Source organism: Bordetella sp., from assembly GCF_051960075.1.
GTDB lineage: Bacteria > Pseudomonadota > Gammaproteobacteria > Burkholderiales > Burkholderiaceae_B > Bordetella.
Map to the genome: position 1 here is coordinate 1 of NZ_JBQCER010000096.1, position 13,900 is coordinate 13,900.

At 63.9% G+C, this 13,900-nt stretch carries 14 protein-coding genes; 7 read left to right on the plus strand and 7 right to left on the minus strand.

Features of this window, described 5'->3' with window-relative positions; genetic code table 11:
* Both ACTHJ1_RS16695 and ACTHJ1_RS16700 read left to right on the plus strand, forming a co-directional pair.
* Positions 1-560 (plus strand): HAD-IIIA family hydrolase (locus ACTHJ1_RS16695; RefSeq protein WP_440194663.1); only part of this gene is annotated, 560 nt, incomplete at its 5' end.
* Between the two features lie 101 nt (positions 561-661).
* Positions 662-1,615 (plus strand): aldo/keto reductase, encoded by a 954-nt coding sequence (locus ACTHJ1_RS16700; protein WP_440194666.1) that lies wholly within the window; start codon positions 662-664, stop codon positions 1,613-1,615.
* A 15-nt stretch (positions 1,616-1,630) separates the two neighbouring features.
* Here ACTHJ1_RS16700 and ACTHJ1_RS16705 read toward each other — a convergent pair whose 3' ends face one another.
* Positions 1,631-1,870 (minus strand): hypothetical protein, encoded by a 240-nt coding sequence (locus ACTHJ1_RS16705; protein ID WP_440194668.1) that lies wholly within the window; start codon positions 1,868-1,870, stop codon positions 1,631-1,633.
* A gap of 171 nt (positions 1,871-2,041) precedes the next feature.
* Here ACTHJ1_RS16705 and ACTHJ1_RS16710 point away from each other — a divergent pair, with 171 nt between their 5' ends.
* From ACTHJ1_RS16710 to ACTHJ1_RS16725, 4 genes are all read left to right on the plus strand, one after another.
* A complete protein-coding gene (locus ACTHJ1_RS16710) occupies positions 2,042-2,614 on the plus strand; it encodes a sigma-70 family RNA polymerase sigma factor (RefSeq protein ID WP_440194671.1) in 573 nt (190 codons plus the stop codon).
* On the plus strand, positions 2,611-3,252 hold the full coding sequence (locus tag ACTHJ1_RS16715; RefSeq protein WP_440194674.1) for an NrsF family protein: 642 nt from the start codon (positions 2,611-2,613) through the stop codon (positions 3,250-3,252). Before ACTHJ1_RS16710 ends, ACTHJ1_RS16715 begins: the two co-directional genes overlap by 4 nt.
* Positions 3,253-3,352: 100 nt before the next feature.
* The gene (gene msrP, locus ACTHJ1_RS16720; RefSeq protein ID WP_440194677.1) at positions 3,353-4,321 is read left to right on the plus strand and encodes a protein-methionine-sulfoxide reductase catalytic subunit MsrP; all 969 of its coding nucleotides are present in this window, start codon (positions 3,353-3,355) and stop codon (positions 4,319-4,321) included.
* Between the two features lies 1 nt (position 4,322).
* Positions 4,323-4,952: a sulfite oxidase heme-binding subunit YedZ gene (locus ACTHJ1_RS16725; RefSeq protein WP_440194679.1), complete on the plus strand. Its 630-nt coding sequence runs from the start codon at positions 4,323-4,325 to the stop codon at positions 4,950-4,952.
* Between the two features lie 21 nt (positions 4,953-4,973).
* Here the strand turns inward: ACTHJ1_RS16725 and glk are convergent, their stop codons facing one another.
* Both glk and zwf read right to left on the minus strand, forming a co-directional pair.
* The gene (gene glk, locus ACTHJ1_RS16730; protein ID WP_440194682.1) at positions 4,974-5,942 is read right to left on the minus strand and encodes a glucokinase; all 969 of its coding nucleotides are present in this window, start codon (positions 5,940-5,942) and stop codon (positions 4,974-4,976) included.
* Between the two features lie 65 nt (positions 5,943-6,007).
* Positions 6,008-7,393, minus strand: a complete 1,386-nt coding sequence (zwf, locus tag ACTHJ1_RS16735; protein WP_440194802.1) for a glucose-6-phosphate dehydrogenase — start codon at positions 7,391-7,393, stop codon at positions 6,008-6,010.
* Between the two features lie 224 nt (positions 7,394-7,617).
* Here zwf and ACTHJ1_RS16740 point away from each other — a divergent pair, with 224 nt between their 5' ends.
* Positions 7,618-8,667, plus strand: a complete 1,050-nt coding sequence (locus tag ACTHJ1_RS16740) for a LacI family DNA-binding transcriptional regulator (RefSeq protein ID WP_440194685.1) — start codon at positions 7,618-7,620, stop codon at positions 8,665-8,667.
* A 53-nt stretch (positions 8,668-8,720) separates the two neighbouring features.
* Here the strand turns inward: ACTHJ1_RS16740 and ACTHJ1_RS16745 are convergent, their stop codons facing one another.
* The 4 genes from ACTHJ1_RS16745 to ACTHJ1_RS16760 all read right to left on the minus strand — a co-directional run bounded on the left by ACTHJ1_RS16745 (position 8,721) and on the right by ACTHJ1_RS16760 (position 13,858).
* Positions 8,721-9,923: a sugar ABC transporter permease gene (locus tag ACTHJ1_RS16745; protein ID WP_440194689.1), complete on the minus strand. Its 1,203-nt coding sequence runs from the start codon at positions 9,921-9,923 to the stop codon at positions 8,721-8,723.
* 5 nt (positions 9,924-9,928) lie between these two features.
* Positions 9,929-11,476 carry a xylose ABC transporter ATP-binding protein gene (locus ACTHJ1_RS16750; RefSeq protein ID WP_440194692.1) on the minus strand — a complete coding sequence of 516 codons (1,548 nt, stop codon included), beginning with the start codon at positions 11,474-11,476 and terminating at the stop codon, positions 9,929-9,931.
* 16 nt (positions 11,477-11,492) lie between these two features.
* Complete coding sequence (gene xylF, locus ACTHJ1_RS16755; RefSeq protein WP_440194694.1) at positions 11,493-12,506, minus strand: D-xylose ABC transporter substrate-binding protein; 1,014 nt, start codon at positions 12,504-12,506, stop codon at positions 11,493-11,495.
* Positions 12,507-12,607: 101 nt separating this feature from the next.
* Positions 12,608-13,858: a carbohydrate porin gene (locus ACTHJ1_RS16760; RefSeq protein ID WP_440194805.1), complete on the minus strand. Its 1,251-nt coding sequence runs from the start codon at positions 13,856-13,858 to the stop codon at positions 12,608-12,610.
* Between the last annotated feature and the right edge of the window lie 42 nt (positions 13,859-13,900).

The following is a 13,900-nucleotide window of genomic DNA, read 5'->3' on the forward strand; positions in this document are numbered from 1 at the left end:
ACCTCGAACTGCCCGAACCCTCGACCTCCGAAGCCAGCTGGGTCATCGGCCTGTCGCTCGACAGCGCGCTGCTTCGCGCCGTGCCCCAGCTCACGCCGGCGCTGCTGCCGCGCTTTCTGGAGCGCTACCGCGTGCACTACCTGCTGCGCGATCCCCAGATCAAACTCTTCGACGGCACGCTCGAACTGCTCGAGACGCTGTCCGCGCGCGGCGTGAAACTGGCCGTGGCCACCGGCAAGAGCCGCGTGGGACTGAACCGCGTACTGGCCGCCACGGGACTGGTCAACCGCTTTCACGCCACCCGAACTGCCGACGAAACCTTCAGCAAGCCCCACCCCGCCATGCTGCTGCAGATCATGGAAGAACTGGATACGGCGCCCGAGCAAGTCGCGATGGTGGGCGACACCTCGCACGATCTGCAGATGGCCAACAGCGCCGGCGTTCACGGCGTGGGCGTGGCCTACGGCGCACACCCATCCGACGAGCTGCAGGCCTGCGCGCCGCCGGTCGTGGTGCACAGCACGACCGAATTGCAGGACTGGCTGCTCGCCCGGGTTTGAACTGCGGCCTGCCTCTCGGCCGGCGGCAGGCCGTTTGCGCGAGTATGCTGGCCGGATCCATTTCCTTTTACGAATGAGAGGTCGCATAAATGGGAAAAGCCATGCGCAGAATAGGCCAATCGTCCCTGCAGGTCGCGCCGTTGATGCTGGGCGGCAACGTCTTTGGCTGGACCGCGGACGAAGCCACCACCTTCTCGGTGCTGGATGCGTTCGTCGACTCGGGTCTGAATTTCATCGATACCGCCGACGTCTATTCGTCCTGGGTGCCCGGCAACCAGGGAGGCGAGTCCGAATCGCTTATCGGCAAATGGCTGGCCAGGACCGGCAAGCGCGAGCGCGTCGTGATCGCCACCAAGGTCGCCAAGTATGCCCCCAGGCGCCCCGGCCTGTCGGCGGCCAACATTCAGTCCGCCGTCGAAGACTCGCTCAAGCGACTTCAAACGGACTATGTCGATGTGTATTTCTCGCACGAAGACGACCCCGCGGTCCCCATCGAAGAAACCTTGGGCGCCTATCAGAAGTTGATTCAGGCCGGCAAGGTTCGCGTCATCGGCGCGTCCAACTTCAGCGGCGAGCGCACGCTCGAATCCTTGCGCATAGCCGAGTCCAACGGCTTGCCGCGCTATCAGATCCTGCAGCCCGAATACAATCTCTACAGCCGCACGGCCTATGAAACCGAGCTCGAACCCATCGCCCTGGCCGAGCATCTGGGCGTAGTGCCTTACTACAGCCTGGCCTCGGGCTTCCTGTCGGGCAAATATCGCTCGGGCGCCGATTTGTCCAAAAGCGTGCGCGGCAGCCGAAGCGTACCGAAATACCTCAATCCGCGCGGCATGGCCATTCTGGCGGCGCTAGACCAGGTGGCCGAGCGTCACGACGTTGCCCAGGCAGCCGTGGCGCTGGCCTGGCTGATGGCCCGGCCCAGCATTACGGCGCCCTTGGCGAGCGCCACCTCGACGGCCCAGGTAGCCAGTTTTGCGCAGGCGGTGCAGCTGGAACTCGACGATGCCGACATGCGGACACTGAATACGGCAAGCGCGCCGGTGCAGACGTAGCCTTCAGCGGCCGCCTTATTTCTGCATGGCGTCTTTACCCATGGCCCCGTGCATGTCTTTCTGCATGGCGCCGCTCTTGTGCATCATGCCGCCCGTCTTGCCTTCCTTGCGCATGGCCTTGTGCAACATGGCATCGCTCTTGGCATCCATGCTGGGTTTCTTCATGTCGTCCTGGCTCATGCCCGCGGCTTGGGCGTTGACCAGGCCCAGCAGCATCAGGCACGCGAACGCACCGGAAATCGAAACTTTCTTCATGGCTTGACTCCTATCGGGGTGAAGGCCACGGGAAATCGCGGCCGGTACAATCTAGTTCGATCTCGGGCTCAGGCCAGTTACAGTCCGGATCAAAAAAAAGCAGTGCAAGACCATGCATGCGCCTGTAACCCGGGGCGCCCTTGCAACGAATAAACAATAAAGCACTTATCGATGCCGCAGCGAGAAAGTAGCCAGACGCAGCCGAACACGGAGGAAAGACTGAAAGATCTTTTCTCGCGCGGGCTTGCGGGTAACGACGGGGCCTACCATGCCTTTCTGTCGGAGCTCGGCAAGCGCCTGCGCGCCTATTTGAGAAACCGCTTGCGCGGTTTGCCGGACGAAGTGGAAGACCTTGTGCAGGAAGTCCTCATCGCGGTCCACAACCAGCGCCATACCTATGATGCGGCGCTGCCTTTGACCGCCTGGGTGCACGCCATCGCCAAGTTCAAGCTCGTCGATCTGCTGCGTCGGCGCTCCCGACGGGAAATGCTGACCGACTCGCTCGACGACGCGATGGAAGTCTTGTGCGACTCGGACGAGCAGGCCACGCAAGCGCGGCGCGATGTGGCCAAGTTGCTGGACTTGCTGCCCGAACGCCAACGCCTGCCCATCGTGTACGTCAAGCTGGAGGGGCGTTCCGTGGCGGAGGCGGCCGGCATGACGGGCATGTCCGAATCGGCGGTCAAAGTGGGAGTGCATCGCGGCCTGAAGGCCCTGGCAGCAAGAATCAGGAATCAATCATGAAGACCGACGACCTTATCGCCATGCTTGCCCGCGATGCCGGCGCCGTGCAACCCGATCGCGGCGGCGGGCGTTTTGCGCTGGCCCTGGCCGTCACCGTGCCCTGCTCGGCATTGCTGATGCTGGGGACGCTCGGCCTGAATCCCGCCTTGAACCGGTACGTCGAATTGCCGGATTTCTGGATGAAGGTCCTGTTCGTCTTCGCTCTTGCCGCCGTCGGCCTGGTCGTGACGCGGCGCCTGTCGCGCCCCGGCGTGAGACTGGGCCGCGCGCCCCTGACCCTGGCCGTTCCCGTGCTGGCAGTATGGGCTATCGCGGCAGTCACGCTGGCGCGGGGCGATGCCGCGCAACGCACTGAAGCCTTCTTCGGTCAGACCTGGGCCGTATGCCCCTTGCTCATTGCTATGCTATCTGTGCCCATATTCGCCGGAACAACCTGGGCCATGCGCGGTCTGGCACCCACCCGGCTGCGGCTGGCCGGCGCGGCGGCGGGCCTGCTTTCGGGCGCTGCGGGCGCGCTGGTCTATTGTCTGCACTGTCCCGAACTGGCGGCGCCGTTCGTCGGATTCTGGTACCTGCTCGGCGTGCTCATCCCCACGGGAATCGGCGCGTTGCTGGGCAAGCGCCTGCTGCAGTGGTAATCGGCGCCGGAATTAATTTGCGCGGCTGGTAACCATTCTTTCCTACCGGACGAATTATCAAAAGCGCACACTGATCCAATCCCAACCCAAGGGGAATGCCATGCTCATACGCCGACCTTCCGACACACTTCCCTCCGAGATCACGCCCGAGGCGGTGTGGCAGTCGCGGCGCCGCTGGCTCAAGCAGGCAGCGCTGGGCAGCGCCGCGCTAGGGCTGGCGCGCGTGCCCGATGCGCTTGCCGCCGACGCGCCGGATCTGGCGCCACTGCCCGGCACTCCCAACCCGAAGTACGTAGTGATGGACCAGCAGACGTCCTACAAAGACATCACGCATTACAACAACTTCTACGAGTTCGGCCTGGACAAGGCCGATCCGGCAGAATATGCGGGCAAGCTCATTACCCGTCCCTGGACGGTCAGCGTCGAGGGCGAAGTCGCCAAGCCGCGCACCTTCGGCATCGACGATCTGCTCAAGCTCGCCCCCATGGAAGATCGCGTCTACCGGCTGCGCTGCGTCGAGGCCTGGTCCATGGTGATCCCCTGGGTAGGTTACTCGCTGTCGGCGCTGCTCAAGCAGGTCGAGCCGACCGGCAACGCCAAATACGTCGAATTCGTCAGCGCGGTGCAAAAGGAAACCATGCCGGGCGTGAGTTCGGACGTGCTCGAATGGCCTTATATCGAGGGCTTGCGCATGGACGAAGCCATGCATCCGCTGTCCATGTTGGTGTTCGGCCTGTATGGCAAAGTGCTGCCCAACCAGGACGGTGCGCCGCTGCGCGTGGCCGTGCCCTGGAAGTACGGCTTCAAATCGGGCAAATCGCTGGTGAAGATCCGCCTGGTCGAAAAACAGCCCGCGACGGCCTGGGTCAAGGCGGCATCGAACGAATACGGCTTCTATGCCAACGTGAACCCCAACGTGCCGCATCCGCGCTGGAGCCAGGCCACCGAACGCCGCATCGGCGACTCTGGCGGCTTTTTCGCGCCCAAGCGCAAGACGCTGATGTTCAACGGCTACGGCGAGCAAGTCGCTTCGATGTATGCGGGCATGGACTTGAAGGCCAATTACTGACATGGTCGAATTGACTCAAACGCTTCCCGTGCGCCGCAAGCTCGATGTGCGAACGGTCGGTCGCATCAAGCCCTGGCTATTCGTGGTCGGGCTGGTGCCTTTTCTGCGCTGGATATGGCTGGGATTTCACGATGGCCTGACGGTCAACCCGGTCGAATTCCTGACGCGATCGTCGGGCACATGGACGCTGGTATGCCTGCTGGTCACGCTGGGCATCACGCCTTTGCGCCGCCTGATCAACCAGCCCGCCCTGGTGCGCGTGCGCCGCATGTGCGGTCTGTTCACGTTTTTTTATGCCTTCATGCACTTCCTGACCTGGGCCTGGTGGGATCGCGGCTGGGACCCGTCTTCGATGATCGAGGACGTGGGCCAACGGCCTTTCATTCTGGTGGGCTTCACCGCCTTCGTGCTGCTCTGCCTTCTCGCGATCACCTCGCCTCAGGCAGTGATGCGGGCAATGGGACGCAACTGGCAGCGCCTGCATCGCGCGATCTATGTCATCGGTGCGCTGGCCATCCTGCACTTCTGGTGGATGCGGGCCGGCAAGAACAATTTCGAAGCGCCGGTCATTTATGGATGCGTGCTGATCGCGCTCCTGGGATGGCGGGTGGTCGAGCGCCTGCGCAAGTAGATCGCGCCAGGGCCGGCGGGGTCAGCGCGGCTCCGGCACCGCCTGCGACAAGGCCACCGACAAACCCAGCAAAGCGGGATGCGCGGCCGTGACCACGAAGATAGGCACGGCGTCCAGATAGGCGCGCATGCGGCCCTTGGCAAGAAAGCGTTCGCAAAATGGCGAATCCCGCAGCGCGCCGATGAAACGCGGCACGATGCCGCCGCCGATGTAGACGCCGGCGCGCGCACCCAGCACCAGCGTGACGTCGGCGGCCACCGACCCCAGCAAACCGAAGAACACGCGCATGCTGCGCAGGCACTGCGGATCGCCCCGCTCCAGCGCGCCGGCCGTGACCGCTTCGGGCGCCAACGGCACGGTCGGTGCGGCCAAGGCGCTGTGAATCAGCGTCAGGCCTGCGCCCGACAACAGACGCTCGGCCGAGACGTGGCCGAATTCGCGCTGCGCGGCACGCCAGGCTGCCCACTCGTCGTCGGTTTCGGGCATGACTTCGATATGCCCTCCCTCTCCTGCCAACGCAACGGCGGGCGAGCTTGCGTGGCCTGGAATCAATCCCGACACGCCCAAGCCCGTGCCCGGACCGATGAGCACGCTGGGCGTCGACGCTTGTGCCTGGCCCGGGCGGATCTGCTCCAGCCCCTGCGCCGGCAAATAAGGCAGCGCCAGCGCCAGCGCGGTGAAATCGTTGATCGCCAGAAGCGTATCCAGGCCCATTGCGCGGCGCATGCCTTCCAGCGAAAAGGCCCAGCTGTGATTGGTCAGCTTGACCGTGTCTCGCGTGACGGGGTTGGCCAGCCCGATGGCCGCGTGGCGCGGCGCCTCGCCGATGCCCGACAGGTAATGCCGCGCGGCCGCCTCAAGCGAGGGAAAATCGGCCACTTTGAGCGTGACGACCGGGTCGAGCCGCATGGGTTCGCGCTCCAATGCGAAGCGCACGTTGGTACCGCCGACGTCGGCGAGCAAGCGGGGGAAAAGTCCGTAGGAAGGCATGAAGTAGCGTAATTCGGATTTCAGGAAAACGAAAATTCAAACGCGTTCGCGTCGTTGAAGATGAGCTAGATTTCTTCGTGCCAGGAAGACCCGTCGCGCGACAGCAGCGCCGACGCGACAGCCGGCCCCCAGGTGCCTGCGGTATAGGCTTTGGGCGCAACGGGGCTGTTGCGCCACGCGGCCAGGATAGGATCGACCCAATGCCAGGCCTGCACCTGCTCGTCGCGCCGCACGAACAGACCCAGGCGGCCGTGGATCACGTCCAGAAGCAAGCGTTCGTAGGCGCCGGCGCGACGCGATGTCGACGACGCGGCCAGATCCAGATCGAGCGACGTCTGCGTCAATGCCACCGTGTCGCCCGGCTGCTTGACCAGGAAGTGCAGGCGTATGCTCTCTTGCGGCTGCAGCCGGATCACCAGGCGGTTCGGCGCAGTCAGACCTTGCGGACGCGGGAAGATGGCATGCGGCACGTCGCGAAAATGAATCACGATCTCGGCCACGCGCGCCTGCATGCGCTTGCCGGTTCGCAGATAAAAGGGAACGCCGGCCCAGCGCCAGTTGGCGATCTCGGCCTTGATGGCGACAAACGTCTCGGTGCCGCTGCCGGCTGCGATGCCCTGCTCCTGCCGATAGCCCGGCACAGGCTGCCCCTGGATGGCACCGGCGTGATATTGCCCGCGCACGGTCTTCTCGGCCACGTCCTGCAGCAGAATGGGCTTGAGCGCCTTGAGAATCTTGATTTTTTCGTCGCGGATGGCGTCTTCGGCCAGACTCGCCGGCGGCTCCATCGCCACCATGCACACGAGCTGCAGCAGGTGGTTTTGCACCATGTCGCGCAGCGCGCCGGTGCCGTCGTAGAATTCGCCGCGCCCTTCCACGCCCAGCTCTTCGGCAATGGTGATCTGCACTTCACGCACCCACTCGCGCCGCCAGAGCGGATCGAACAGCGCATTGCCGAAACGGATCGCCATGAGATTCTGCACCGACTCTTTGCCCAGATAATGGTCGATGCGATAGATCTGCTCTTCGGCGAAATGACGCGCGACGGCGTCGTTGATCGACTCGGACGAACCCAGATCGTGGCCCAGGGGTTTCTCCAGCACGACCCGCACACCCGGGTGATTCAGGCCGACGCGGCCCAGCTGCTCGCAGATCGGCACGAAAAGATGCGGCGCGGTAGCCAGATAGCACACCACCACCTGCGGCGAACGCGCCTGGATCAGTTCGCCCAGCGCGTCGAAATGCGTGGGGTCGAGCGCATCCACCTGCATATGGGCAATACGCTGGGCAAAATCCGTCCAATCTTGCGCCGTGCCGTGCCGATGCTCTCGCATGGCCTCCTCCAGCCAGGCGACGTAGTCTTGCGTGCTGGCAGGACGACTCCCCGTGGCGACGATGCGCGCGGCCGGATGCAATTGCCCCGCGCGGTGCGCGGCGAACAACGCCGGCATCAATTTGCGCCGCGCCAGGTCGCCGGTGCCGCCGAAGAGCACGATGTCGAAATCAGGTTTGCCCACCCCGTGTTCCTTGTGGCTTTTTAATGAAGGGATACAAGAATCCCTAAAATTGACAGCGCTGTCAATCAGAGATTGTTCTTATCCGACATCAGGGCTACGCACAGCGTTGCATCGGTCTTGGCCTTAGAATTCCCGTTCCCTCTTTTTTCACCCGTCTCATGAAAAACAGCAGGATCACCAACGGATCCATCACGGTCGACGATGTCGCCGAGGATGCCGGCGTTTCGATCAAGACGGTCTCGCGCGTGCTCAACCACGAACCCAACGTCAGCGAGAAAACCCGCCAGAAAGTCGCCGAATCGATGGCCAGGCTCGGCTACCAGCCCAACCCGTCCGCGCGAGGTCTGGCGAGCAAACGCACCAACATCATCGCGCTGGTCTACGACAACCCCAGCGACAACTACGTCGTCAACCTGCAGCGCGGCGCACTCGAAGCTTGCGGCATCTACGACTACAGCCTGTTGCTTCTGCCATGCGATTACCGCGCGTCCGATCTCAGCGCGCATATCGTGCAGAGCCTGCGCCAGCGCGCCCTGGCCGGCATGATCCTGACCCCGCCCGTATGCGACGTCGCGGCATTGACGCAAGCGCTGGACGAAACCGGCGTCGACTACGTCAGGCTGTCTCCCATCGACCGCCGGCGCCACGGCATGTCCGTCAGCATGGACGACCGCTCCGCGGCGCGCGATATGACCCTGCACCTCATCGGACTCGGTCACCGCCGGATCGGCTTCGTCTCGGGCCACCCCGATCACGGCGCAGCGCATGATCGTCTGGCCGGCTACCGCGAGGCGATGCAGCAAAGCGGCTTGCCCGTGGACGAGAGCCTGATCGAGCAAGGCACGCACGCCTTCGAATCGGGCATCGAGTGCGGGCGGCGGCTACTGGCGCGCACGCCCCGCCCTACCGCGATCTTCGCCGGCAACGACGACATGGCGGCCGGGGTGCTTTATGCAGCGCATGCGCAGGGGCTGGACGTGCCCGGCGCGCTGTCGGTGGTCGGCTACGACGATACGCCTCTGTCGCGCCAGGTCTGGCCCAGTCTGACGACGGTGCGCCAACCCATACAGGCCATGGCCTATGCGGCGATCGAGCAGATCGTCGCCGTGCAGCGCCCCCAGCACCCCGGCCTGAAGCGCCATCCGGTAAGCGAGATACTCGAATACGAACTCGTCATCCGCGACTCGACCCGCACGCCTTCGGCGTAAAACGCCCACGCCTGCGAACGGCCGCTGGCGTGGTTTCGTCGCAGGCCTGCCGCTCAATTCCGGCTAGAACCCGACAGCACGTCGACCCAGACGGCCAGCACCAGCACGAGCCCCTTGACGATCATCTGCCACGAAGTGTCCACGTTCATCTGCTCCATGCCGTTGTCCAGGCTGGCCATCACCAGAGCGCCGATCAGCGCGCCGTAGACCGTGCCGGAACCGCCGCGCATCGACGTGCCGCCGATGAAACAAGCCGAGATCGCATCCAGCTCTCCGCCGTCGCCGGCCGACGGCGAGCCCGCTGCCGAACGCGCGGTCGTGACAATGCCGGCAAAGGCGCACATCAGTCCCATCAGCGCAAACACCGCCAGCTTGACGCGATCCACGTTGACGCCGGAAAGACGCGTGGCTTCCAGATTGCCGCCCACGGCGTAGACATGACGGCCGAATACCGTCCGCATGGCGATGTACGAAAAAACCGCGAGCAGCATCAAGAGAATCAGCACGGGAATCGGCACGCCGTTGGCGCGATTCAGTTCGGCGACGAAGCCGACCACGGCGGCCGCGATGGCGGCCAGGCGCAGCGCGTCGACCCAGACGGGCGGGCAAGCCATGGACATGCGCGCGCGATTGCGGCGGCGACGCACGGTGAGAAAGCACGAACCCGCCACGACCAGCGCCGCCAACCACCAGGACATCGCCACCGGCACGAAGCCTTGCGAGATCGACACCAGGTCATCCGGAACCGGCGCGATCGTTACGGCATCCGTGCTCCATTGCAGCACGCCGCGAAAAGCCAGCATGCCTCCCAGGCCGACAATAAACGACGGGATGCGCATGCGCGTCGTGATGAAACCGTTGAGCATGCCGATCAGGGTGCCCGCGATCAGCACGACGATGACGGCGGGCCAGGTCGGCCAGTGCAGGTTGACGGTCAGGATGGCGACCAAGCCGCCCAGCAGCCCCAATAGGGAACCGACCGACAGGTCGATCTCGCCGGCAATGATGACGAACACCATGCCGCAGGCCAGCATGCCCGTCACCGACATCTGCAGGAACAGATTGGAAAGACTGCGCGGCGTCAGAAACGTGCCGTGGGTCTGGCTCCAGAAGAAGAGCCAGATCAACGCCACCGCAAACAACAAGGCGAGTACCTTGTAGCGCGTGAAAAGCAGCTGTATCTGCCGGACGTCCACACGCGCGCCGCCGGGAACCGAGGCAGCTCGGCCATTGGCCTGGGTAGGGAATTGGTTCATGGGGTTCAAGCAGCGCGAGGCTGCTGTCGGGTATTGAGCGCAGCGGCCAGGATGTCTTCCTGGGTCAGGCCCTGGTTGATGAAATCGCCGCGCACCTGGCCTTCGCCGATCACGAGCACGCGATCGCTCATGCCCAGGATCTCCGGCAGTTCGGAGGACACCATGATGATGGCCACGCCTGCGGCAGCGAGTTCGAAGATGAGTTGGTAGATGTCGTACTTGGCGCCCACGTCCACGCCGCGCGTGGGCTCGTCGAGGATCAGTACCTTGGGTTTGGCCAGAATCATCTTGGTCAATACCGCTTTCTGCTGGTTGCCGCCCGACAGGCCGGCGATGGCCAGCACCGGACTGGCCGCCTTGATACGCAGCCGATGGATCGACGCTTTCACGGTCCGCAGTTCGGCGTCGCGGTCTACGGCGCCGCCGCGCGCATAGGCGCGCAGCGTGGCAAGGGTTATGTTGTCGCCCACACCCATCAACGGAACGATGCCGTGGCGCTTGCGGTCTTCCGGCACCAGGCACACGCCGTTGGCAATGGCGCGATTGGGGTTCTTGAGCATCACCGGCTTGCCTTCCAGCATCAGCGACAACGTGGACCGGCCGGGATAGGCGCCGAATATGGCCGACACCAGTTCGGTGCGTCCGGCTCCGACCAACCCGGCGATGCCGAGTATCTCGCCGCGCCGTACGCTGAACGACACGTCGTCCACGCGTTTGCGACCGGGGTTGGTCGCATCCCAGCAAGTCACGCCGCGGGCCTCGAGCACCACATCGCCGACATCATGCTCGATGCGCGGAAAGAGCGATTCCATGCGGCGCCCGACCATCAGCGCGATGATGTCGTCCACGCTCATCTGGGCCGCCGCTCGGGTGCCTACCTGCACGCCGTCGCGGATCACCGCCACCGTGTCGCAGACGCGCGCGACCTCTTCCAGCTTGTGCGAAATGTAGATGCACGCCACGCCGCTGCGCTTGAGGTCGTCGATGATGTCCAGGAGCACCGCGATTTCCTTGGCGCTCAGGGACGACGTCGGCTCGTCCAGAATCAGCAGCCTGGCGTTCTTGGCCAGCGCGCGCGCAATCTCGAACAGCTGCTGATGGCCGCTGCCGTAATGCATGACCGGCGCAGTGACATCGATGCCGGTCAGCTTGAGGCGCGCCAGCAGCTTCTCGGTCTCGCGGTACATGGCGTCGTAGTCCATGCGCCCGCCGCTCAGCGTGATTTCATTGCCGAGAAAAACGTTTTCCGCCACCGAGAGCTGCTGCACCAGCATCAGCTCCTGGTGAATGATGACGATGCCGCAGCGCTCGCTGTCGCGCACCGAATGCGCGCGCAGCGGCCGGCCTTCCCAGAGTATTTCCCCCTCGTATGTGCCGTACGGATAAACGCCCGAAAGCACTTTCATCAGGGTCGACTTGCCCGCGCCGTTTTCACCGCACAGACCGACGCACTCGCCCGACTGGACCGCCAGGTTGATACCGTCCAGCGCGCGCACGCCGGAGAATGCCTTGACGATATTGCGCATCTCCAGGAGGTAGCCGTTGCCGCTCATCGAACTCCCCTTGCGCTTATTTGCCGAAGACCTGCTGATGCGTATAGAAACCGTCCTTGACGACGACGTCGGCGTTGTCTTTGGTCAGCAGGATCGGCTTGAGCAACAGCGTATCGACCTTTTCCTTGCCGTTGTCGATCTTGGTATTGAACTTCGGCTTGACGCCCTTGACCAGATCCACGGCCATTTCGGCGGCCGAACCGGCCAGGGCGCGCAGCGGCTTGTAGACCGTCATGGTCTGGGTGCCGGCGACCACGCGGCGCACGCCAGCCAGGTCGGCATCCTGACCCGACACCGCCACCTTGCCGGCCAGCTTTTGTTCCGTCAGGGCCTGGATCGCGCCGCCGGCCGTGCCGTCGTTGGAGGCAACGATGCCCTGGATGTTGTTGTTATTTGCGGTCAGCGCGTTCTCGATGATGCTCTGCGCCTTCTCGGGCTCCCACTGCGGCGTCCACTGCTTGCCGACGATCTTGATGTCACCCTTGTCGATCAGGGGCTGCAGCACCTTCATCTGCCCTTGGCGCAACAGGCGCGCGTTGTTGTCGGTGGACGCCCCGCCCAGCAGGAAGTAGTTGCCCTTGGGTGCGGCATTCACCACGCCCTGAGCCTGCATTTCGCCGACTTTCTCGTTGTCGAACGAGACATAGCCATCGACCGCGGCGTCCAGGATCAAGCGGTCGTAGGACACCACCTTGATGCCCGCGCGATGGGCGCTGGCGATCACGTTGCCCAGCACCTTGGAATTGAAGGGCACGATCACCAGCACATCCACGCCCTGCGCGATGAGGTTCTGAATCTGCGAGATCTGGCGCGATTCGTTGGCATTGGCCGACTCCACGTCGACGGTGGCGCCCAGCTTCTTTGCGGCTTCGACAAAGAAGTCGCGATCGTGCGTCCAGCGCTCGACGCGCAGATCGTCGATCGAGAAGCCGATGACGGGGTTGGTCTTGCTCGCGTGGGCCGGCGCGGCGGACAGCGCGGCGGCGCAGGCCAGCGCGGTGACGGTGAACTTGAAAGCGCGGGAAATCATGAGTTGTCTCCTAGGATTCGAATTTTGGCCTCTCGCGGACGGCCTATTTTTGCATGGGGTCCATGCCGATCCGGGGTTGCGGACGGCATGGTTCGGCCCGATCAGAATGTGATGCCGGTCTTCAAGCCCACCACGAAGGCATTGTGATTCAGCGACGTACCGCCCGGATGCACGACATACTGCAGGTTCAGGCGCATGAACACCGACGGGATGGGCGACCAGCTGTAATACACCTCGCTGGCGTATTCGTAGCCGTCTCCGGCCACCGTATTCGAGCCCGTGAGCGCGTTGAGCTGGTTGACGTAGTCGGCATACCGGCCGTTGTTGTGCGTCGCGCCGATGCCAAAGCCGATGCTGTCGTTGGGTCGGTTGAAGGGCCCCTTGTACTGCACGCCCATCGCAATCTGCCGATCGGTCTGCGCTGTCGCCCGGTCTGCTTGCGAGATGTTCAGGAACAGGCTCGCGCCGCGTCCGCCGGGTTCACCCGTGACCTGCTGTTGAAAGTTGACGTAGGCGCCGTACTGACCGCCGTGGCTGAGCGCGGCCAGACCCGTCAGCGCGCGCGAGTTATTGTTGACGTCGTAGTACAGATCCTTGCCGCTGGACGTGTTGTACCAGACGCCCGCCTTGTACGACCCAGGCAGGCCGTTCACCTCGGGCGTCCAGCCGCCCTCGAGCGGAATCAGGGCGCCGGTGGTGCCGCTGGGGTTCTGCAAGGTCCAGCCATAAGTGCGCGCGTAGTCGTCGCTCACGTAATTCGGGTTGACCTGATAGACGCCGATCTGTGCATACGTGTCCTTCGAGGTCGTCAGCTTGACGCGCGCCGCCCATTGGCTGGTCGGCCAGTTGACCCAGTAGCTGCCCACCAGGTTGCCCGGCTGCGATCCGCAGAAGGTCAGATTCTGGAAGTCGCAGGAGAAATTGGCGAAATCCTCGCCCACGGTCATGCGGCCCAGCTTGATCGAGAGCTTGTCGTCGAACAGCTTCTGATCCAGCCAGAAATCGGTCAGGTGCACGGTCTGACCGCGCCCATAGACTTCCTGCAGCAGCATGTTGTTGCCGATATTGGCATCTGCGCCCAGGTTGCGGCCATTGCGTTCGGTGAAGGCGGTATGGAACGTGGCGCCCTTCCAGCCGACCAGCTTGTTCAGATCGAACGTCGTACCCAGCGCCCATTGGTCGGCATAGCGCGTTATCTGCTTGTCGCCGCCGGTGAAGTTGTGCGCCAGTTCGCCGGTGTAGCCCAGGCTGAACGACACCCCGTCGTTTGCCAGACGTGTGCGCCAGCCGCCCCAATCGCCCAGCAGATACGGGCTGGTGGTAATGCCCTCGGCACGCGCGCATGCGCCCATCGTGCCAAGGATCAGCGCGCCGATCGCGGCGCTCGCTGCCTT

Coding starts and splice junctions, on each gene's coding strand:
- ACTHJ1_RS16700 (WP_440194666.1), top strand. CDS start 662: ATGCGCAGAATAGGCCAATCGTCCCTGCAGGTCGCGCCGTTGATGCTG.
- ACTHJ1_RS16705 (WP_440194668.1), bottom strand. CDS start 1,870: ATGAAGAAAGTTTCGATTTCCGGTGCGTTCGCGTGCCTGATGCTGCTG.
- ACTHJ1_RS16710 (WP_440194671.1), top strand. CDS start 2,042: ATGCCGCAGCGAGAAAGTAGCCAGACGCAGCCGAACACGGAGGAAAGA.
- ACTHJ1_RS16715 (WP_440194674.1), top strand. CDS start 2,611: ATGAAGACCGACGACCTTATCGCCATGCTTGCCCGCGATGCCGGCGCC.
- msrP (WP_440194677.1), top strand. CDS start 3,353: ATGCTCATACGCCGACCTTCCGACACACTTCCCTCCGAGATCACGCCC.
- ACTHJ1_RS16725 (WP_440194679.1), top strand. CDS start 4,323: ATGGTCGAATTGACTCAAACGCTTCCCGTGCGCCGCAAGCTCGATGTG.
- glk (WP_440194682.1), bottom strand. CDS start 5,942: ATGCCTTCCTACGGACTTTTCCCCCGCTTGCTCGCCGACGTCGGCGGT.
- zwf (WP_440194802.1), bottom strand. CDS start 7,393: ATGCCGGCGTTGTTCGCCGCGCACCGCGCGGGGCAATTGCATCCGGCC.
- ACTHJ1_RS16740 (WP_440194685.1), top strand. CDS start 7,618: ATGAAAAACAGCAGGATCACCAACGGATCCATCACGGTCGACGATGTC.
- ACTHJ1_RS16745 (WP_440194689.1), bottom strand. CDS start 9,923: ATGAACCAATTCCCTACCCAGGCCAATGGCCGAGCTGCCTCGGTTCCC.
- ACTHJ1_RS16750 (WP_440194692.1), bottom strand. CDS start 11,476: ATGAGCGGCAACGGCTACCTCCTGGAGATGCGCAATATCGTCAAGGCA.
- xylF (WP_440194694.1), bottom strand. CDS start 12,506: ATGATTTCCCGCGCTTTCAAGTTCACCGTCACCGCGCTGGCCTGCGCC.
- ACTHJ1_RS16760 (WP_440194805.1), bottom strand. CDS start 13,858: ATGGGCGCATGCGCGCGTGCCGAGGGCATTACCACCAGCCCGTATCTG.